Here is a 17,731-nt window from a genome sequence, read left to right as displayed (position 1 = left end):
TACACCAGCAGCGTCAGCGCCTGGCGACACCCTCGGCGCGTGCGGCCGCGGCCACCGCCGCCGTGACCGCCGGGGCCACCCGCTCGTCGAACGGCGACGGGATCACATAGTCCGCCGCCAGCGCGTCGCCCACCACGTCAGCCAGCGCGTTCGCCGCGGCGATCTTCATGCCCTCGGTGATCCGGGAGGCCCGGACCTGGAGTGCGCCCGCGAAGATCCCCGGGAAGGCCAGCACGTTGTTGATCTGGTTGGGGTAGTCGCTGCGACCCGTCGCCACCACCGCCGCGTACCGGTGCGCGACGTCGGGGTGCACCTCCGGGTTCGGGTTGGCCATGGCGAAGACGAAGGCGCCGGTCGCCATCGCCGCGACCGCGGACTCCGGGACCGTACCGCCGGAGACGCCGATGAAGACGTCCGCGCCGGCCAGTGCCGTCTCCAGCGAGCCGCTCAGCCCCGCCCGGTTGGTGATCTCCGCGAGCTCCCGCTTGACCGGGGTGAGGTCCTCGCGGTCCAGGCTGACGATGCCCTTGCGGTCGGCCACGGCCACATCGCCGATGCCCGCCGCGAGCAGGAACTTCGCGATGGCCACGCCCGCCGCGCCCGCGCCCGAGATGACGGCGCGCAGATCACCGAGACCGCGCCCGGTCAGCTTCGCGGCGTTGCGCAGGGCGGCGAGGGTCACCACCGCCGTGCCGTGCTGGTCGTCGTGGAAGACCGGGATGTCGACCCGCTCCTGGAGCCTGCGCTCGATCTCGAAGCAGCGGGGGGCCGAGATGTCCTCGAGGTTCACCCCGCCGAAGGACGGCGCGAGCCGCACCACGGTCTCGATGATCTCGTCCGTGTCCGTGGTGGCGAGCGCGATCGGAACCGCGTCCACGCCGCCGAACTGCTTGAAGAGGATGGCCTTCCCCTCCATCACCGGAAGCGACGCCTCCGGTCCGATGTCGCCAAGACCGAGCACCGCGGTCCCGTCCGTCACGACAGCGACGACCTGGGACTTCCAGGTGTAGTCGTGGACGAGCTCCGGCCGCTCGGCGATCGCGCTGCACACCTTGGCGACACCGGGTGTGTACGCGAGGGAAAGGTCGTCCTTGTCACGCACCGGCACCGTGGCCTGGATGGCCATCTTGCCGCCGCGATGCAGCGCAAAGGCCGGATCGAAGGGCTCCTCGGGAGCTCCCTCCGACCCGTCTTCGCTGTCGCTGCGAGGATTGACGATCTCCGCTGCCATTTGGTTGACCCCTTAAGTCTTCATCAGTTGAGGGTGGCCACTCCTGGTTGAGGAGGGGTGGGCGGGCACCGCGTCCGTGCCCTGCCTCAGCGGTTGGCCCGCCTGGCAGGGGGAGGTACGTACGCGCGGGCGCGCCGCACACGCGCCCTGAGCCCCGGATGAGGGGTGTAAACGTCCTTCTTACCGGACCGATGGCCCCGGCGACGAGTCGATATCCACCTGCTGACATGACTCATGGCCGGATGTCAGGACACGTCAACTTTGCACCCGGAAATTCGTGCGCAGTGCCTGACGGGCCGCAGATCTTCCGGTCGGAAGAAGGCATTCCCGTGAAAGGTCCGGCCCTGATGTACCGGCCCGAGGGGTCCGGGGGTGTCCCGTTACCCGATTTTGACATGCGCTGCCCCCTGATTGGGCTAGTCCGAATGGCAAGATGCCGAAAACACTCAAGGTCGCGACACTCGAAGATGAGTGCACGACCGATGAACCGCGCCCCCTCACCCGCCGGAGGATCCCGACCATGACCGCAAGCAACACCTGTCGTACGACCGCAACCAGGTCCCGGATCGCCGCGGTCAGCGCGATCGCGGTCGCCGGCGCACTGCTGCTCAGCGGCTGTGGTGACCAGACGAACTCGGGCTCGAGCACCAAGGAGACCAACGGCACCTCGACCGGCGCCCCGCTCTTCGACAAGCTGCCGAAGAAGTACCAGGACGCCGGCGTGATCAAGGTCGGCACGGACGCCGCGTACGCGCCGATGGAGTTCGAGGAGGGCGGCAAGATCGTCGGTATCGACCCCGACATCGCCGCGGCCCTCGGCAAGGAGCTCGGCGTCAAGTTCCAGTTCACCAGCGGCACCTTCGACGGCCTGATCTCGTCGCTCAACAGCGGCCGCCAGGACGTCGTCATGTCCGCCATGAGCGACACCAAGGCCCGCCAGGAGGGCCTGGACGACAAGGGCAAGAAGGTCGGCGAGGGCGTCGACTTCGTCGACTACTTCACCTCCGGCGTCTCGCTCCTGGTCAAGAAGGGCAACCCGGAGAACATCAAGTCGCTCGACGACCTGTGCGGCAAGAAGGTGGCCGTCCAGCGCGGCACGACCTACGAGGACACCTTCAAGACCCAGGCCGCCAAGTGCAAGACGGACGGCAAGGGCACGCTCTCCATCGAGGCGTTCGACACCGACGCCGAGGCCCAGACCCGTGTGAAGTCCGGTGGCGCCGTCGCCGACCTCAACGACTACCCGGTCGCCGCGCACATCGCGAAGACCGCGGGCGGCGGCAACGACTTCGAGGTCGTGGGCGACCAGACCGAAGCCGGTCCGTTCGGCATCGCCGTCGACAAGGACAACGCGCAGCTCCGCGACGCGCTCAAGGACGCCTTGAACGCGATCATCAAGAACGGCGAGTACGCGAAGGTCCTGGAGAAGTGGGACGTCAAGAACAGTGCCGTGACCGAGGCGACCATCAACGCCGGCAAGTAATCCGGCGTTCTCGCCTCAAGCGTTCACTGAAGGGCAGTCACTGTGACTGACAAGTTCGACAAAACGCCCGCCGACGAGCCACCAGCGGACTCGACGGTCAGTAAGGGGGCCTTCACTCCCCCTGAGCAGATCAGGGCCATCCCGGTACGGCACTGGGGCCGCTGGATCAGCGGCGTCGTCGTCGTGGCTCTGCTGGGCCTGCTGGTGTACTCGTTCTCGCAGGGCGACATCAACTGGGACACGGTCGGGTCCTTCATCTTCGACGACCGGATCCTGGCGGGCATGGGCAACACGGTGCTCATCAGCGTGCTGTCGATGCTGATGGGCCTGGTTCTGGGCGTTGTCTTCGCGGTCATGCGGCTGTCGAAGAACCCGGTGACGGGCGCGGTTGCCTGGCTGTACATCTGGTTCTTCCGCGGCACCCCGGTGTTCGTGCAGCTGCTGCTGTGGTTCAACCTCGCGCTGATCTTCCCCGTCCTGAACCTCGGGTTCTACAAGGACGAGACGGTCGACGTCATGACCCCGTTCGTGGTCGCCCTGCTGGGCCTGGGCCTGAACGAGGGCGCCTATATGGCCGAGATCGTCCGGGCCGGCATCCAGTCGGTCGACGAGGGCCAGTCCGAGGCGTCACACGCGCTGGGCATGCCCGCCGGCAAGACCATGCGGCGGATCGTGCTCCCGCAGGCGATGCGGGTGATCGTGCCGCCGACCGGGAACGAGTTCATCAACCTGCTCAAGACCTCGTCACTGGTCTCCGCGGTGCAGTACACCGAATTGCTGCGCGCAGCGACGAACATCGGCTCCACGTCGTTCGCGGTCATGGAGATGCTGCTGGTGGCCTCGGTCTGGTACCTGGCTCTGACCAGCGTCTTCAGCGTCGGCCAGTTCTACGTCGAGCGGTACTACGCCCGTGGGTCGCTCCGGCAGCTGCCGCCGACGCCGTGGCAGAAGATCAAGGCCAATCTGGCGTTCGGCCGTCCGAAGGGAGGCGTCGCATGAGCGCCATGGTGAAGGCGGAGGGCGTCCACAAGTCCTACGGCCCCGCGCACATCCTCAAGGGCATCGATCTGGAGGTCGCCCCGCGAGAGGTGTTCTGTCTGATCGGCCCCTCGGGGTCCGGTAAGTCGACCTTCCTGCGGTGCATCAACCACCTGGAGAAGATCAGCGCAGGCCGGCTGGCCGTCGACGGCGAGCTCGTCGGCTACCGCCAGAAGGGCGACAAGCTCTACGAGCTCAAGGACAGCGAAGTCGCCCTCAAGCGCCGCGACATCGGCATGGTCTTCCAGCGCTTCAACCTCTTCCCGCACATGACGGCCATCGAGAACGTCATGGAAGCGCCGATCCAGGTGCGCGGCGAGGCGAAGGCGGTGGCCCGTGCCCGTGCGGAGCAGCTGCTGGACCGGGTGGGCCTGTCCGACAAGGCCAGGAACTACCCCGCCCAGCTCTCCGGCGGCCAGCAGCAGCGCGTCGCCATCGCCCGCGCGCTGGCGATGGAGCCGAAGCTGATGCTCTTCGACGAGCCCACCTCCGCCCTCGACCCCGAGCTGGTGGGTGACGTCCTCGACGTCATGCGCGGCCTCGCAGAGGACGGTATGACGATGATCGTCGTCACACACGAGATGGGCTTCGCACGGGAGGTCGGCGACGCGCTGGTCTTCATGGACGACGGCGTGGTGGTCGAGTCGGGCCACCCGCGCGACGTACTGACCAACCCGCAGCACGACCGCACGAAGTCGTTCCTCTCGAAGGTGCTTTAGGCGGTACGAAAAGGGCGGCACGAAAAGGGCGGTACGGACCGGGTGTCCGTACCGCCCTTTCGCGTCCCCGCGCGGTTACTTGAGGGCGAGCAGCAGGTTGTCGGAGGGCGAGGCCCACACGGCCCGAGCCTCCCCGAACCCGGCCGTGCGCAGCGTCTCCGCGTGCCAGTGCACGGACGGCGTGTCCCCGTCCGCGTGCTCGCCGTAGATCTCGTAGCGCTTCGCCGTCGGCTCCGCGAGTACGGGATCCTTTGCGGCCAGCGCCCACCAGTCCGCCCAGTCGAGCGCGCCGGCAGCCTTGGCCCGGTCCATCTGGGTGTGCCGGTGAGCGCGCTCGGCGGCGTTGATGCGCGGGGTGGTGCGGTCGATCATGTGGTCGGCGTTCATGAAGACGCCGCCGTCCCGCACGACCCCGGCGACCTGGCCGTACAGCGCGGTCAGCGGTCCGCTGCGCAGCCAGTGCAGCGCGGTGGCGGTGAGCACGGCGTCGTACGAGTCGTACGGCAGCTTGGTCACCCAGTCGGGGTCCTTGAGATCGGCCGTGACGAAAGTGACTCGCTCGTCGCCCTCGAAGTGGCCCCGGGCGATGGTCAACAGGGCGGGATCCAGATCGACCCCCGTGCTGGTGGACTTCGGGAACCGCCGGAACAGCCGGTCCGTGATACTTCCCGTACCGCACGCGAGATCAAGCACCCGCGGCTCGGGGCCCACCAGGGCCTCGACCATGTCCAGCATCACCCGGAACCGCTCCTCGCGATCGGGCATGTACCACTCCTGCTGCCGGTCCCAGCTCTCCTGCCAGGCCCGCCAGTCGGCTCCTGCTCCCGTATCCGTATCCGTACCCGTACTGGTATCCGTCCCTGTCACCGTCTCCGACACCGGAACCCTCCCGTCCGTAATACCCTCGAAGCTGTAGCAGTTGTTACGTCGACATTAGAACGCCGCGGTAAGGACTACAAGTGGAACTGGCCCATTACTCGGACTACGCCGTGCGCCTGGTCAACACCGAGGAGCCGGCCCGCAGCAAGGACTCGCTCACCTCGGTCGAGGCCGTCCGGGAACTCTTCGGCCCGTCCGCACAGGCAGCGCGCCGTGCCACCGAGGCCGACGTCACCCGCTTCCGGTCGGTACGGGGTCGGCTGCGCGCGGTCTTCACCGCCGCCGACGCGGGCGACGAGACCCAGGCGGTCGACCTGCTCAACTCACTGCTGCTGGAGTTCCCGGTCAACCCGCAGATCTCGGGCCACGACCACCGGGACGAGGACGGCCGCCCGAAGTGGCACATGCACCTGGCCGACCACCCCTCGAACGCGACGGCGGGGTACGCCGCGATCGCCGCGATGGGCCTCGCGTTCCATCTCACGGAGTACGGAGTGGACCGGCTCGGCCTGTGCCAGGCGGCGCCGTGCCGCAACGCCTACCTCGACACCTCGACCAACCGCTCCCGCCGCTACTGCTCGGACCGCTGCGCGACCCGCGCCAATGTGGCCGCCTACCGCGCCCGAAAACGCCTGGAGACGGAACGGTCGCAGAGCACGGGCCGCAGCGCCGAGAACGCCCAGGAGGCGACCCCGCGCACGGAGCGCTGACCCTCCGCGAGCGGCCGGTATCTGCCGCGTACCCGCCCCAGCAGCAAGTCATGGGGCACGGTGCCGAACAGCCGGCTGTCCCCCTCGGCCCCCGGGTTGTCCCCCAGCACCCACCAGCCGTCCTCGCGCCGTTCGACGAGCCGCTTGACGATGAGCAGATCCTGCTGGAGCGGATGGCGCAGCACGGCGACGTCGCCGGCCTTCACCTCCGCGCCGTAATGGACCAGCAGTTGATCGCCGTGCTTGAGCGTCGGGTACATGGAAGGACCAGTCACTTCGGCGACTCCGAACGGCGCTTTCGGCTCCGGCCCCTGCTCAGTCATCCGCCACCTCCGAGTCCCACGGTACGTTCGGCCAACAGCCCCATACTGACCCCGGACTTTTGTCCTAAGCCCTAGGGGGCACTCGCGAAAACACGTCCCTCACGGAGTAATGTCCCACCTGAGAAGACGATCACGAGGAAGGACAGCTCAATGCTCTCCCGCCTGTTTGCCCCCAAGGTGAAGGTCAGCGCCCACTGCGACCTGCCCTGCGGTGTCTACGACCCGGCCCAGGCCCGTATCGAGGCCGAGTCGGTCAAGGCCGTCCAGGAGAAGTTCCAGGCCAACGAGGACCCGCACTTCCGGGCCCGCGCCACGGTCATCAAGGAGCAGCGCGCGGAGCTCGCCAAGCACCACGTCTCGGTGCTGTGGAGCGACTACTTCAAGCCGCCGCACTTCGAGAAGTACCCCGAGCTGCACCAGCTGGTCAACGACGCCCTTAAGGCGCTGTCGGCCGCGAAGGCGTCGACGGACCCGGCGACGGGCCAGAAGGCGCTGGACTACATCGCCCAGATCGACAAGATCTTCTGGGAGACGAAGAAGGCCTGACCTTCCCGGTCACGTCTTTGCGCATGTTCGCTTACGTACGACAGCACCCGGGATCCGCGCGGAGCCGGGTGCTGTCGGCGTCTGCGGGCCCTGCCCCTGGCAGCGCCTCCTCGTCCCGCGGGCTCTCACAGGCGGCGGTCGCGCCGGAACGGGCGGTCCCGCTCGGCCACTTGCGCCCGCGGACCGGCAGAACGCAGAACGACATCCAGGGCCCTGTCCGGGTCGGCGGCGTAGCAGGTGCTGAACCACGCCATGTTCGCCTCGACGACGGCCCACTCCTCGGTGGCCCCGTTCTCGGGTGCAGCCAACAGCTAGCGTGCCGCACCCAGAGTCGAGGTAGCGATGTTCCGCCGGGTGTACGCAGCGGGCAGCGCCGACAGCCATGCGTCGGTCGGCTCCAGCAGCGCGACCGCGAGATCGTCGACTGCCCCCGCCGCAAAGGCAAAGGCAGGGCCGCCGTAGTAGTGCCCGCCCTGCCGCTCTCCCAGAGCACCTGCTCCGGCGTGCGCAGGTAGCACCTCCACATCCATCCCTCGCTGTCTGGCCGCTGCCGACAGGAGTTCACGGGTCGGGCTGTACTGCGGCGTCACCGCCAGGAAGCCTCGCCCGTTCATGCCGCACCTGCCTCCGCGGCCCCGGACTTACGGCTGTACAGGACCACCATTCCCGTCACCGCCACGGCCAGCAGCGCCAGCGCGAGCAGGGCGGGAAGCAGCACGACCACCGCGCCCGCGGCCAGGCAGCCCAGCCCGCCGAGGTTGAGGATGAGGGACCTGCGCCCACCGGTGCGCAGCAGAATCGCCGCCGCCGCGAGCAGGAAAACGCCCACGCCGCCGGTGAGCGCCCATGCCTCCACGCCGTGCAAGGGCTCGGAGAGGTCGTAGTGCTCGCTGTCGGCGACCTGGTGGAGCACCTTCTTCATGCCGAGCGCGGTGAGCACGATCCCCGCGACGAGCGGCAGGTGCAGGAACGTGTAGACGTCGCGCGCCAGCCGGGTGCGGTCATCGCCTTGCAGGGTGCTCAGCCGGTGTTCGGCGGTCTCGGTGACCTGGCGGAAGTACAGACGCCACAGCCCGGCGACAACCAGCAGGCCCGTGGCGGCCCCGGCCAGGATGGGGGTGGATATGGGCAGGCCGGAGACGCCCACGCCGATCGCGACGATCGACTCGCCCAGCGCGATGATCACGATCAGGCCGTGCCGTTCGGCGAAGTGCCCGGGCGAGGCCACCCGCCAGCCAGAGGCTCCGGTGATGTAGATCCCGCCGTAGTCGATCACCACCGCGCCGAGCCACACCAGTACCTGTGCGACGCCGGTGAGAGCACTGCCGACCAGGAGCAGCACGAACGGCGGTGCCACCGACAGCAGCGCGGTGCGGCGGAGCGTGACATGGAGCGCCTCGTCGCCCGGGCTGGCGACCCAGTACGAGACGAGATGCAGGATCCGGACCGCGCCGTAGCAGAGCACGAACACCAGCGGCGCGGACAGGCCGCCAGGAGCGTCGTCGTAGACCTCCGGTACGGTCAGCGAGACGACCAGTACCACCGCCATCACCGCGACCAGCACGATGAACATCGCTCCGGTGTCGGCCCGCACCACATTGCCCAGCCAGGCGAAGCAGCACCAGCACCACCACAGCAGGGCGAGCACCACCATGGCGCCGACCAGCCGCAGTGGCGTCGGGTCGGCCGCCATCAACGCGGTGACCTGGGTGATCGCGTACACGAAGACCAGGTCGAAGAACAGCTCGGCGGGCGTCACCCGGTGACCGCCCTCGGTGGCGATCATCCGTGAACGGTCTTTGCCTGTCGCCACAGGGTCTCCCTCTCCGCGGCTCACCATCCGGGTGATCCAACTCCGTGCGGAAGAATACCGACGATGTGGCGGCCGCGTTCCCGCCTCACGAAGCCCTGCTCGGGACCGACGGCGGCGGAGCGCGTCGTGGCGGTATTCGACGCCGCCCGCGAGTGGGCCGGGGAGAACAGCACCAGAGGCTGCAGCATGGTCGACGCGCACGCCGAGATCAGCGACTCGCACCACCCGGCGTACGCGATCATCACCGGTCAGAAGGCGTGGATGCCCCCGCTCCTGACCGGTCTGGCGCGGGAGGCCGACCCGGCGGCGGACTACGAAGCGCTCGGCCGTACGCTCCTGCTGCTCCACGATGGCGCCCTGGCCGCGTACGTCCTGAACGTCTTCCCCGACGGCCCTCATCGCCGCGCGGGAGCAGGCTCGTTCACTGCTTGCTGCCCGCTGACGCCCGGCTCAGGGCCCCCAGTCCGTGTTGCGCATAGTGTGGGTGCCATGACGAGACCGAGTGAGCGTCCCGAGACTCTGTACGAGGCCGTCGGCAGCAACGAGGCGCTGCGGCGGCTGAGTCACACCTTCTACGAGGCCGTCCTCGCCGATCCGCTGCTCGCCCCCGTCTTCGCCGACTTCACGCCCACCCACATCGAGCATGTCGCCGTCTGGCTGGCCGAGGTCTTCGAAGGCCCGGCCCGTTTCACCGCCGAACTGGGCGGCCACCAGGCTCTGCTCCGCGCGCACCTCGGGCTGTCGATCACCGAAGAACAGCGGCTGCGCTGGATGGAGCTGATGACCGCCGCGGTGGCGAAGGAGCTCCCGGACGACGAACTGCTGCGCCGCCGGGTGATCGAGTACTTCGACTGGGGTACGAAGATCGCCCGCGAGGTCTCGGCCGACCCGGCGGGCACGGACCTCGGGGACCCGGGTCCGACCCCGCGCTGGGGCTGGGACGGCCTGCGCTGACCGAAGGGGGCGCCCGGCACGGCTCGTCAGGCGCCCACCGGCGTACGCAGTGAGAACTCCGCGCCGGGCGGCAGCTGCTTCTGGATGCTGCCGAGAGCGTCGCCGAAGTCGCCCCCGGCGACACCGGATTCGTACGCCGCCCCGCCGTAGTGCAGGGTCAGATTGAGGTCCGCCCGGTCCAGCGACCCGTCCTGCTGCGGCTCGCCGAGCGTCAACAGACAGCTGAGCGTGGCCTGTTGGACCGTGCCGTCCGAGTGGACGGGCAGCGGCATGTCCCACTCCAGTACGCAGGACGACAGCACCCCGGACGCGCCCACTGCCCTGAGGGCGGCGAATGTCGCCCCTTCGTACTCAACATCCCTTATGCGCGTGCGCAGTTGCCGCCCGCTCGCCGCGATCGTTACCGCTTCCGCGCCCGCGCGGTCGCGGTACCAGCCCGCCCAGACTTCCGTCGACTCCGATGACATGGCGCGGACTGTAGCGGTACGACTTGTTCCGCTGAACAGCCGGGATCCCTCAGGGCGCTCCGACCGCCCCGCCGGACTCCCCGCCGGGCTCATCGCCGGACTCACCGGCCGACTTCTCGGCGGGCTCACCGCCGGGCTCACCGCCGGACTTCTCGCCGGACTTCTCGGGGGATTTCTCAGGGGACTTTGCGCTCTGGCTCGCATCGCTCCGTGCGCAGTCGGGATTGCGGCAGGGGCCCGGCTCCCAGACCGGAACGTATGCGCCGAGCGTCTTGCGTCGTTTGATGACCGTGCCGACAGGCTCTCCGCACGCCGGGCAACGGTGCTCGACCTGCGGGCTGCGGACGGTCTCGCGTCCTTGGCTGCCCATACCCCCAGGATATGGCGGTATGGGCGAGCCGGACAGTCCTGCGGTCAGTGCTTCCTGTGGTACTTCCTGACGAGGACGCCATTGTCGAAGGCGCGGACGGAGTCGAGCGTGAAGTCCGCTATGCGGAACCCCGCGGCGAACATGGGCATTCCCGAGCCGAGGATCACCGGATAGGTCTTGATGACGAGCTCGTCGACCTCGTCCAGCAGCTGGCCGGCGAGGTTCGCGCCCCCGCAGAGATAGATCCCGAGCCCGTCCTCCTGCTTGAGCTCCCGGATCTTGGCCGCGACGTCGCCGGAGACGATCTCCACGTTCGGGTCGGGCGACTCCTTGATACTGCGGGACGCCACGTACTCCCGCAGATGGGCGTACGGGCTGGTGACCTTGATGTCCAGCGCGAGGTCGTAGCTGGCCCGGCCCTGGATGATCGTGTCGAACTCGGTGTTCGGCGCGTCGTCGACACCCAAGGCCTGCCGGGCCGGGGTCGGCAGGGTGTCCGAACACTCGGTCCTGAGGTAGTCGAGGAAGTCCCCCACCGCGAAATGGGTGAAGAAGTCCGCGTTGCCGTCCGGGGCTCCGATGAAGCCGTCGATCGACGCGGCGATGAAGTAGCTGAGCTTTCGCAAACCGGTCCTCTTCGTCAGGGGATACGAGCGTGGCCGCCGACACCGAGGCGCAACCACTCCGCCTATAGTGCTTCAGACGTAGTGGTTGCGCAAGGCCCTTTCTCCGGCGAGCGTCTCAACCCGCTTGCGGCTCAAGGCACATGGGCCGCATTGCCGTCTCAGCGGCTGCGGCGGGTGACGAATTCCGCCAGGGCCAGCAGATCGCCCGCCGCCGTCAGGTCCGGAACCGCGCGGGCGAGCTCATGGACGGCCCTGGCCATCCGGTCAGCGGCCTGGAGCTGTGCCCAGTCGCGGCCGCCCGCCCGGTCGACGGCCTCCGCGGCGAGACGCACGGCTGCGGGGGTCATCGGGCCGCGGTAGAGCTCGGCCAGCTCAGCGGCCGCCGCGGTGCCGGAGGTCAGGGCGGCGACCACCGGCAGGGACTTCTTGTGGGACGCCAGATCGGCGCCGGCCGGTTTGCCCGTACGCGCCGGATCACCCCAGATCCCGATCAGATCGTCGATGAGCTGGAAGGCGAGCCCCGCCTCCCGCCCGAAGGCGTCCATGGCCGCGGCCTCCTCCTCGCCCCCGCCCGCGTACAGCGCGCCGAGCGCGCAGGCGCAGCCCAGCAGCGCACCGGTCTTGGCAGTCGCCATGGCGAGGCACTCGTCGAGGGAGACCTCGTGCGGCGCGCGCTCCTCGAAGGCGCAGTCCGCCTGCTGTCCCGCACAGAGCTCGATCACACACGCCGCGAGCCGCTCCGACGCGGCCGCCGACGCGGGGTGCCGGTCCTCGGCGAGCAGCCGCAGCGCGAGGGCGAGCAGGGCGTCGCCCGCGATGATGGCGTCCGGGGTACCGAAGACCGTCCAGGCGGTGGTGCGGTGCCTGCGGGTGGGGTCCTCGTCGATGACGTCGTCGTGGAGGAGCGTGAAGTTGTGCGCCAGCTCCACCGCGGCCGCCGCCCGCACCGCCTGCCGCGGGTCACCGCCGAGCGCCCGGGCCGCGGCCAGTACGAGCGCGGGTCTGATGGCCTTGCCCGCCGAGCCGGCCGCCGGGGTGCCGTCGGCCTGCTCCCAGCCGAAGTGGTACATCGCGACGCGGCGTATGGAGCCGGGCAACGACTCGATGGCCGTACGCAGTTGGGGATTGACGGCGCTGCGGCTGCGTTCCATGAGGGCGACGGCCTCGCGGGCCTCGACGGTCTCCGACATGGTCATCTGGGAAGCCCTTTCCAGGTGTTGGGCACGCCGGGGGCCGACGGGGCGCCGGCCGGGCACGGGCTGGAGCGGTGCGGCCGGGAGCGCGGCGCGATGCCGCGCCCCCGGCCGGGCCGGATCACCGCCAGCGGCTCACTTCGACGTTCTCCAGGACGCCGAGCGCGTCCGGCACCAGCACCGCCGCCGAGTAGTAGGCCGTGACCAGGTACGAGATGATCGCCTGCTCGTCGATGCCCATGAAGCGCACGGACAGGCTGGGCTCGATCTCGTCCGGGATGCCGCTCTGCTGCAGTCCGATGACGCCCTGGTCGGCCTCGCCCGTACGCATGCAGATGATCGAGGTGGTCCTGGCCTCGGTGACCGGGATCTTGTTGCACGGGAAGATCGGCACACCGCGCCAGGCGGGCACATGGTGGCCGGCCACCTCCACGCTGTCGGGCACCAGACCGCGGCTGTTGCACTCGCGCCCGAAGGCGGCGATGGCTCGCGGATGGGCCAGGAACAGCTTCGACCCGCGCCGCCGGGAGAGCAGTTCGTCCATGTCGTCGGGGCTGGGCGCGCCGTCGTGCGGCTGCAACCGCTGTCCGTAGTCGCAGTTGTTCAGCAGTCCGAACTCGCGGTTGTTGATCAGCTCGTCCTCCTGGCGCTCCCGCAGCGCCTCGACCGTGAGCCGCAGCTGCTGCTCGGTCTGGTTCATCGGCTGGTTGTAGAGGTCGGCGACACGGCTGTGGACCTTCAGCACGGTCTGGGCCACGCTCAGTTCGTACTCGCGCGGCGCCGCGTCGTAGTCGACGTAGGTGTGCGGGACGACGGCTTCGCCGACATGGCCCGCGGACAGGTCGATCGCCGCCTCGCCGTACTTGTTGGTCCGCTGCTGCGGCAGGGACGAAAGACCGGCCAGATGTACGCGGAGCGAGTCGACGCGCTCCGCGAGGTTCAGCACATCGTCCCTGGTCAGCACGAGCACCGTGCATGCGGTCGCGGCACGCGCGGTGTATCCCCAGGAGGCCTCGCGGTCCAGCAGCGACTGATCGCCGAAGTACGCCCCGTCGGCGAGGACGCCGAGCTCCGTCTCGTCGCCGTACGGACCGGTGCCGATCTGCTCGACCCTGCCGTGCGCCAGCAGATAGACGCGGTCCGCCGCGCTGCCGGCGGCTGCAAGCACCTCGCCGGCCCTGAACTCCCGCTGATCGCAACGGTTCGCCAGCTCGGTGAGCGCCGCCTCGTCGCCGTACTCCCGCAGGGCGGGCAACTCGCCGAGCTCGGCGGGGATGACCGTCACCCGGTCGCCGGTCTGCACGAATGTCACGCGACCGTCGCCCACCGAGTAGCTGAGGCGGCGGTTCACGCGGTAGGTGCCGCCCTGCACCTGGACCCAGGGCAGCGTGCGCAGCAGCCACCGCGAGGTGATCTCCTGCATCTGCGGGGCGGACTTGGTGGTTGTCGCAAGGTTCCGCGCGGCGGCCGTGCCGAGACTCTGCTGCTTCGACGCCTGCTGCTCACGGACCTCGTCGCCGACGGAACCAACCGGGTCAACCGAACCAACCGACATGTGACTCCCTCTCGATCACGGTCCTGACCTGCACCCGAAAGCCTTCCATCACACTGAGTGCACACGCCATTACACAAACGGATGGGACTAGTTCAGCGTCGGCGGGGCAGGTGGCGCCGCGCGCGGACGGTGGTCTATGACTCCGGCGGCTGACCGGATCGGCTCGCACGCCGTACGAACAGATGGTCCAGCCAAGGGAGTTCGGGGTAAAAGCGCGGTACGGCGCATTGCGCTCACTTCCCCCGTATTCACAAGGAGACGGTCATGTCCTCACCCATGTCCGCGAACAGCTTCCTCGACGCACTGCGCGACGAAGGCCTGACGGTCGTCCAAGTCGGCGACTGGCGTACGCACAACCGCAACCACATGGGCCCTTGGGGCCCGGTCCACGGCGTGATGATCCACCACACCGTCACCCAGGGCACCGCGAATACCGTGCGCATCTGCCGGGACGGCTACGCGGGCCTGCCGGGGCCGCTGTGCCACGGCGTCATCGCCAAGGACGGCAAGGTCCATCTCGTCGGTTACGGCCGCGCCAACCACGCCGGGCTCGGCGACGACGACGTGCTGCGCGCCGTCATCGCGGAAAAGGCACTCCCCCCGGACAACGAGGCGAACACCGACGGAAACCGCCACTTCTACGGCTTCGAGTGCGAGAACCTCGGCGACGGCGAGGATCCGTGGCCGGCCGTCCAGCTGGAGGCGATCGAGAAAGCGGCCGCGGCGATCTGCCGCCGCCACGCCTGGAACGAGCGCTCGGTCATCGGCCACCTCGAGTGGCAGCCGGGAAAGGTCGATCCCCGGGGCTTCACGATGAACGCCATGCGCGGACGCATCCACGAACGTCTGAAGTGACCGCCCGACGTGACAGGACCGCCCGACGGGAAAGACGGCCTGACGTGACAATGGGTGGGTGACCCGGGAAGCGCTCGACCTCACCACGGCCCTGCGGCCGCGACTGCCGTCGCCGCTGCAGCCGGTCGAGGACGAGCGCTTCAGTCGGCACGGCATACGTCTCCTGCTCAAGCGCGACGACCTGATCCACCCGGACCTCCCGGGCAACAAGTGGCGCAAACTCGCGCCGAACCTCCACGCGGCGGCGGGCCGCCCGCTCCTGACGTTCGGCGGCGCGTACTCCAACCACCTCCGCGCGACGGCCGCGGCGGGCCGCCTGCTGGGCTTTGAGACGATCGGCGTGGTCCGCGGCGACGAACTGGCCTCCCGCCCCCTGAACCCGTCCCTGAGCCAGTGCGCGACGGACGGTATGCGCCTGCTCTTCGTCGACCGTGCGACGTACCGCGCGAAGGACGAACCGGAGACGCTGGCCGAGATCCTGCGGTCGGTCCCGGGCGACGTATACGTCGTCCCCGAGGGCGGCAGCAACGCCCTCGCCGCACAGAGCTGCGCCGCCCTCGGCCGCGAACTCCACCACCTCGCGGACGTCGTCGCCGTCGCGTGCGGCACCGGCGGGACCCTCGCCGGACTCGCCGCCGGACTCGCGCCCGGGCAGCACGCAATCGGATTCCCCGTCCTCAGGGGCGGCTTCCTCGCCACGGAGATACGCAGCCTCCAGGACGAGGCCTTCGGCGGACCGGTCGGCGACTGGGCACTCGACGACCGCTTCCACTTCGGCGGATACGCCCGTACCGCCCCCGGACTGGACGACTTCGCCGACGACTTCGAGGCCCGCCACCAGCTCCCCGTCGAGCGTGTCTACGTCGCCAAGATGCTCTACGGCCTGACCACCCTCGCCGCCGAAGGCGCCTTCCCTCCCGGCACCGCCGTCGCCGCCGTCATCACCGCTCAGGCCTCCTCCCGGTAGGCCGCCGCCTCCTCGAGATCGAGACGGCGCAGCAGCGTGCGCATCATCTCGTCGTCGATCCGCCGCTGGTCCCGCAGCTGTACGAAGACCTCGCGCTCGGCACCGATCATCTCCCGCGCCAGCCGCCGGTACGTGTCGTCCGCCGACTCCCCGGTCACCGGGTTCACCGCCCCGAGCCGCTCCCACACGGCGTTCCGCCGTCTCTCGAGCACGTTCCTCAGCCGGTCCGCCAGCGGCTGCGGGAGCGCATTGCGCTCGTCCGCCAGCAGCTCTTCCAGCCGCTGCTCCGCCGCCCGCGAGGCCTGGCTCTGCGCCTGCGCCTCGGCGAGCGTCTCGGCCTGCGGGTCACGCCCGGGCACCTTCAGCGCCCGGATCAGCGCCGGGAGGGTGAGCCCCTGGATCACCAGCGTCCCGATCACCGTCGTGAAGGTCAGGAACAGCACCAGGTTCCGCGCCGGGAACGGCTGGTCGGCCGCCGTGGTCAGCGGGATCGAGAAGGCGATCGCCAGCGAGACGACTCCGCGCATCCCGGCCCAGCCCACGATCATCGGCGCGGTCCAGTTGGTGTCCGGCTCGCGCTTCCTGATCCGCGGCGAAAGAGCGCGCGGCAGGAAGGTGGCCGGGAAGACCCAGATGAACCGCACCGCCACTACGGCGACGAAGACCCCGGCCGCGTACCAGAGCGTCTCGCCCACCGAGTAGCCGCCGAGGCCCTGCACCACGAACGGCAGCTGCAGCCCGATCAGCGCGAAGACCGAACACTCCAGGATGAACGCGACCATCTTCCAGACCGCCCCCTCCTGCAGCCTGGTCGCGAAGTCGACCTGCCAGGAGTGGTGCCCCAGGTAGAGCGCGACGACGACCACGGCGAGCACGCCGGACGCCCCGACGCGCTCGGCGGCGGCGTAGGCGACGAAGGGAATCAGCAGCGAGAGGGTGTTCTGCAGCAGCGCTTCCTTCAGATGCGTACGCATCCAGTGGATCGGCACCATCAGCACCAGGCCGACGCCGATCCCGCCGAGCGACGCCAGCGCGAACTCCCCAATGCCGCCGGCCCAGCTCGCGCCCTCGCCGACCGCCGCGGCCAGCGCCACCTTGTACGCGGTGATCGCGGTCGCGTCGTTCACCAGTGACTCGCCCTGCAGGATCGTCGTGACCCGGCTCGGCAGCCCCAGCCGCCGGGCGATCGCGGTCGCGGCGACCGCGTCCGGCGGGGCGACGACCGCGCCCAGCACCAGCGCGGCGGTCAGCGGCAGATCCGGCACCAGCAGATAGGCGAGATAGCCCACGGCGACGGTCGCGAAGAGGGTGTAGCCGACCGAGAGCAGTGCGACGGGCCGCAGATTCGCCCGCAGATCGAGGTACGAGCTGTCGAGCGCGGCCGTGTGCAGCAGCGGCGGCAGCACCAGGGGCAGCACGATGTGCGGGTCGAGCGTGTAGTCCGGCATCCCCGGCACATACGCGCCGATCAGCCCCACGGTCACCAGCAGCAGCGGCGCCGGCACCGGTGTCCTGCGGGCCGCCCCGGCGATGGCGGCGCTCGCCGCGATCAGCCCGACCAGTGGCAGTGCGTCCATCTCGCCGTCCCTCACGTCCGTCCGTACGTCGGTCACCCGCGTCGTAATCTGGCAATCATGAGCGAGTGCCCGCATGTAGCAGAACTGCCCCACCCCGAACCGGTCCCGCAGAGCGAGACCTGCCTGGGGTGTCTGGCGGCCGGCAGCCACCCCGTACAGCTGCGACTCTGCCTGATCTGCGGCCTCGTGGCCTGCTGCGACTCCTCGCCCATGCGGCATGCCACCGCGCACTTCACGCAGACCGGGCACCCGGTGATGCGGAGCTTCGAACCGGGTGAAAGGTGGCGTTGGTGCTTTGTCGACGGTTCGATCGTCTGACGCGTGGGTACGTCAACCCTCCGCCGGTTCCTCGTAATTGGGTGACGCAGACCTCTAGCCACTGTGTGTGCTCGTATGCTTACCATGAGTGACAGCCATCGACTGGG

Annotated in this window: 21 protein-coding genes; 9 read left to right on the top strand and 12 right to left on the bottom strand. The window is 69.3% G+C overall.

Annotated elements, in window-relative coordinates; all coding sequences use genetic code 11:
• Positions 1-13 precede the first annotated feature (13 nt).
• Positions 14-1,231, bottom strand: coding sequence for an NADP-dependent malic enzyme (locus ACFYWY_RS03315; RefSeq protein WP_389178884.1), 1,218 nt, complete (start codon positions 1,229-1,231; stop codon positions 14-16).
• A 520-nt stretch (positions 1,232-1,751) separates the two neighbouring features.
• Here ACFYWY_RS03315 and ACFYWY_RS03310 point away from each other — a divergent pair.
• The 3 genes from ACFYWY_RS03310 to ACFYWY_RS03300 are packed head-to-tail and all read left to right on the top strand — an operon-like array spanning position 1,752 to position 4,471.
• Complete coding sequence (locus tag ACFYWY_RS03310; RefSeq protein ID WP_389178881.1) at positions 1,752-2,714, top strand: ABC transporter substrate-binding protein; 963 nt, start codon at positions 1,752-1,754, stop codon at positions 2,712-2,714.
• A 42-nt stretch (positions 2,715-2,756) separates the two neighbouring features.
• Positions 2,757-3,713 (top strand): amino acid ABC transporter permease, encoded by a 957-nt coding sequence (locus tag ACFYWY_RS03305; RefSeq protein ID WP_389178878.1) that lies wholly within the window; start codon positions 2,757-2,759, stop codon positions 3,711-3,713.
• Positions 3,710-4,471, top strand: a complete 762-nt coding sequence (locus ACFYWY_RS03300) for an amino acid ABC transporter ATP-binding protein (RefSeq protein ID WP_389178875.1) — start codon at positions 3,710-3,712, stop codon at positions 4,469-4,471. Before ACFYWY_RS03305 ends, ACFYWY_RS03300 begins: the two co-directional genes overlap by 4 nt.
• A 75-nt stretch (positions 4,472-4,546) precedes the next feature.
• Here ACFYWY_RS03300 and ACFYWY_RS03295 read toward each other — a convergent pair whose 3' ends face one another.
• Positions 4,547-5,236, bottom strand: coding sequence for a class I SAM-dependent methyltransferase (locus ACFYWY_RS03295; RefSeq protein WP_389178872.1), 690 nt, complete (start codon positions 5,234-5,236; stop codon positions 4,547-4,549).
• A 194-nt stretch (positions 5,237-5,430) separates the two neighbouring features.
• Between ACFYWY_RS03295 and ACFYWY_RS03290 the strand changes: the two genes are divergently transcribed.
• The gene (locus ACFYWY_RS03290; RefSeq protein ID WP_389178869.1) at positions 5,431-6,060 is read left to right on the top strand and encodes a CGNR zinc finger domain-containing protein; all 630 of its coding nucleotides are present in this window, start codon (positions 5,431-5,433) and stop codon (positions 6,058-6,060) included.
• On the opposite strand, the gene sodX is transcribed toward ACFYWY_RS03290, so the two are convergent.
• Entirely contained in the window at positions 5,964-6,383 is a 420-nt protein-coding gene (gene sodX / locus ACFYWY_RS03285; protein WP_389178866.1) for a nickel-type superoxide dismutase maturation protease, read from the bottom strand. The genes ACFYWY_RS03290 and sodX overlap by 97 nt on opposite strands.
• A 150-nt stretch (positions 6,384-6,533) precedes the next feature.
• On the opposite strand from sodX, the gene sodN reads away from it, so the two are divergent.
• Complete coding sequence (gene sodN / locus ACFYWY_RS03280; RefSeq protein WP_215095254.1) at positions 6,534-6,929, top strand: superoxide dismutase, Ni; 396 nt, start codon at positions 6,534-6,536, stop codon at positions 6,927-6,929.
• A 125-nt stretch (positions 6,930-7,054) separates the two neighbouring features.
• On the opposite strand, the gene ACFYWY_RS03275 is transcribed toward sodN, so the two are convergent.
• Genes ACFYWY_RS03275 through ACFYWY_RS03265 form a run of 3 tightly spaced genes read right to left on the bottom strand, consistent with a single transcriptional unit; the run spans position 7,055 to position 8,742 of the window.
• The gene (locus ACFYWY_RS03275; RefSeq protein ID WP_389178862.1) at positions 7,055-7,237 is read right to left on the bottom strand and encodes a hypothetical protein; all 183 of its coding nucleotides are present in this window, start codon (positions 7,235-7,237) and stop codon (positions 7,055-7,057) included.
• Positions 7,238-7,240: 3 nt separating this feature from the next.
• Positions 7,241-7,543, bottom strand: a complete 303-nt coding sequence (locus ACFYWY_RS03270; protein WP_389178859.1) for a hypothetical protein — start codon at positions 7,541-7,543, stop codon at positions 7,241-7,243.
• The gene (locus tag ACFYWY_RS03265; RefSeq protein WP_389178856.1) at positions 7,540-8,742 is read right to left on the bottom strand and encodes a low temperature requirement protein A; all 1,203 of its coding nucleotides are present in this window, start codon (positions 8,740-8,742) and stop codon (positions 7,540-7,542) included. Before ACFYWY_RS03265 ends, ACFYWY_RS03270 begins: the two co-directional genes overlap by 4 nt.
• Positions 8,743-8,868: 126 nt before the next feature.
• Here ACFYWY_RS03265 and ACFYWY_RS03260 point away from each other — a divergent pair, with 126 nt between their 5' ends.
• Positions 8,869-9,696: a group II truncated hemoglobin gene (locus tag ACFYWY_RS03260; RefSeq protein ID WP_389178853.1), complete on the top strand. Its 828-nt coding sequence runs from the start codon at positions 8,869-8,871 to the stop codon at positions 9,694-9,696.
• Between the two features lie 26 nt (positions 9,697-9,722).
• Here ACFYWY_RS03260 and ACFYWY_RS03255 read toward each other — a convergent pair whose 3' ends face one another.
• The 5 genes from ACFYWY_RS03255 to ACFYWY_RS03235 all read right to left on the bottom strand — a co-directional run bounded on the left by ACFYWY_RS03255 (position 9,723) and on the right by ACFYWY_RS03235 (position 13,907).
• Positions 9,723-10,163, bottom strand: a complete 441-nt coding sequence (locus tag ACFYWY_RS03255; protein WP_389178850.1) for a DUF6304 family protein — start codon at positions 10,161-10,163, stop codon at positions 9,723-9,725.
• A gap of 49 nt (positions 10,164-10,212) precedes the next feature.
• Positions 10,213-10,533, bottom strand: a complete 321-nt coding sequence (locus ACFYWY_RS03250; protein WP_389178847.1) for a hypothetical protein — start codon at positions 10,531-10,533, stop codon at positions 10,213-10,215.
• Between the two features lie 44 nt (positions 10,534-10,577).
• Complete coding sequence (locus tag ACFYWY_RS03245) at positions 10,578-11,159, bottom strand: dihydrofolate reductase family protein (RefSeq protein ID WP_389178844.1); 582 nt, start codon at positions 11,157-11,159, stop codon at positions 10,578-10,580.
• A 158-nt stretch (positions 11,160-11,317) separates the two neighbouring features.
• Positions 11,318-12,355: a family 2 encapsulin nanocompartment cargo protein polyprenyl transferase gene (locus tag ACFYWY_RS03240; protein WP_389178841.1), complete on the bottom strand. Its 1,038-nt coding sequence runs from the start codon at positions 12,353-12,355 to the stop codon at positions 11,318-11,320.
• A 118-nt stretch (positions 12,356-12,473) separates the two neighbouring features.
• The gene (locus tag ACFYWY_RS03235) at positions 12,474-13,907 is read right to left on the bottom strand and encodes a family 2B encapsulin nanocompartment shell protein (RefSeq protein WP_389178838.1); all 1,434 of its coding nucleotides are present in this window, start codon (positions 13,905-13,907) and stop codon (positions 12,474-12,476) included.
• Between the two features lie 264 nt (positions 13,908-14,171).
• Between ACFYWY_RS03235 and ACFYWY_RS03230 the strand changes: the two genes are divergently transcribed.
• On the top strand, positions 14,172-14,762 hold the full coding sequence (locus ACFYWY_RS03230) for an N-acetylmuramoyl-L-alanine amidase (RefSeq protein WP_389178835.1): 591 nt from the start codon (positions 14,172-14,174) through the stop codon (positions 14,760-14,762).
• A 58-nt stretch (positions 14,763-14,820) separates the two neighbouring features.
• On the top strand, positions 14,821-15,729 hold the full coding sequence (locus ACFYWY_RS03225; protein WP_389178833.1) for a 1-aminocyclopropane-1-carboxylate deaminase/D-cysteine desulfhydrase: 909 nt from the start codon (positions 14,821-14,823) through the stop codon (positions 15,727-15,729).
• Here the strand turns inward: ACFYWY_RS03225 and ACFYWY_RS03220 are convergent.
• Positions 15,711-17,306 (bottom strand): Na+/H+ antiporter, encoded by a 1,596-nt coding sequence (locus ACFYWY_RS03220; protein WP_389179575.1) that lies wholly within the window; start codon positions 17,304-17,306, stop codon positions 15,711-15,713. The genes ACFYWY_RS03225 and ACFYWY_RS03220 overlap by 19 nt on opposite strands.
• Positions 17,307-17,363: 57 nt before the next feature.
• Here ACFYWY_RS03220 and ACFYWY_RS03215 point away from each other — a divergent pair, with 57 nt between their 5' ends.
• Positions 17,364-17,624: a UBP-type zinc finger domain-containing protein gene (locus tag ACFYWY_RS03215; RefSeq protein WP_389178830.1), complete on the top strand. Its 261-nt coding sequence runs from the start codon at positions 17,364-17,366 to the stop codon at positions 17,622-17,624.
• Positions 17,625-17,731: the final 107 nt, after the last annotated feature.

The sequence above is a fragment of the Streptomyces sp. NPDC002870 genome (genome assembly GCF_042888505.1).
Lineage (GTDB): Bacteria > Actinomycetota > Actinomycetes > Streptomycetales > Streptomycetaceae > Streptomyces.
The sequence above is the reverse complement of the archived record's forward strand: the minus strand, read 5'-3'. Positions and strand labels throughout refer to the sequence as shown.

What these genes read in the sequence shown, in the direction of transcription:
- ACFYWY_RS03315 (WP_389178884.1), bottom strand. Translation starts at nt 1,231, where the DNA reads ATGGCAGCGGAGATCGTCAATCCTCGCAGCGACAGCGAAGACGGGTCG.
- ACFYWY_RS03310 (WP_389178881.1), top strand. Translation starts at nt 1,752, where the DNA reads ATGACCGCAAGCAACACCTGTCGTACGACCGCAACCAGGTCCCGGATC.
- ACFYWY_RS03300 (WP_389178875.1), top strand. Translation starts at nt 3,710, where the DNA reads ATGAGCGCCATGGTGAAGGCGGAGGGCGTCCACAAGTCCTACGGCCCC.
- ACFYWY_RS03295 (WP_389178872.1), bottom strand. Translation starts at nt 5,236, where the DNA reads ATGCCCGATCGCGAGGAGCGGTTCCGGGTGATGCTGGACATGGTCGAG.
- sodX (WP_389178866.1), bottom strand. Translation starts at nt 6,383, where the DNA reads ATGACTGAGCAGGGGCCGGAGCCGAAAGCGCCGTTCGGAGTCGCCGAA.
- sodN (WP_215095254.1), top strand. Translation starts at nt 6,534, where the DNA reads ATGCTCTCCCGCCTGTTTGCCCCCAAGGTGAAGGTCAGCGCCCACTGC.
- ACFYWY_RS03270 (WP_389178859.1), bottom strand. Translation starts at nt 7,543, where the DNA reads ATGAACGGGCGAGGCTTCCTGGCGGTGACGCCGCAGTACAGCCCGACC.
- ACFYWY_RS03255 (WP_389178850.1), bottom strand. Translation starts at nt 10,163, where the DNA reads ATGTCATCGGAGTCGACGGAAGTCTGGGCGGGCTGGTACCGCGACCGC.
- ACFYWY_RS03250 (WP_389178847.1), bottom strand. Translation starts at nt 10,533, where the DNA reads ATGGGCAGCCAAGGACGCGAGACCGTCCGCAGCCCGCAGGTCGAGCAC.
- ACFYWY_RS03240 (WP_389178841.1), bottom strand. Translation starts at nt 12,355, where the DNA reads ATGACCATGTCGGAGACCGTCGAGGCCCGCGAGGCCGTCGCCCTCATG.
- ACFYWY_RS03235 (WP_389178838.1), bottom strand. Translation starts at nt 13,907, where the DNA reads ATGTCGGTTGGTTCGGTTGACCCGGTTGGTTCCGTCGGCGACGAGGTC.
- ACFYWY_RS03230 (WP_389178835.1), top strand. Translation starts at nt 14,172, where the DNA reads ATGTCCTCACCCATGTCCGCGAACAGCTTCCTCGACGCACTGCGCGAC.
- ACFYWY_RS03220 (WP_389179575.1), bottom strand. Translation starts at nt 17,306, where the DNA reads ATGGACGCACTGCCACTGGTCGGGCTGATCGCGGCGAGCGCCGCCATC.
- ACFYWY_RS03215 (WP_389178830.1), top strand. Translation starts at nt 17,364, where the DNA reads ATGAGCGAGTGCCCGCATGTAGCAGAACTGCCCCACCCCGAACCGGTC.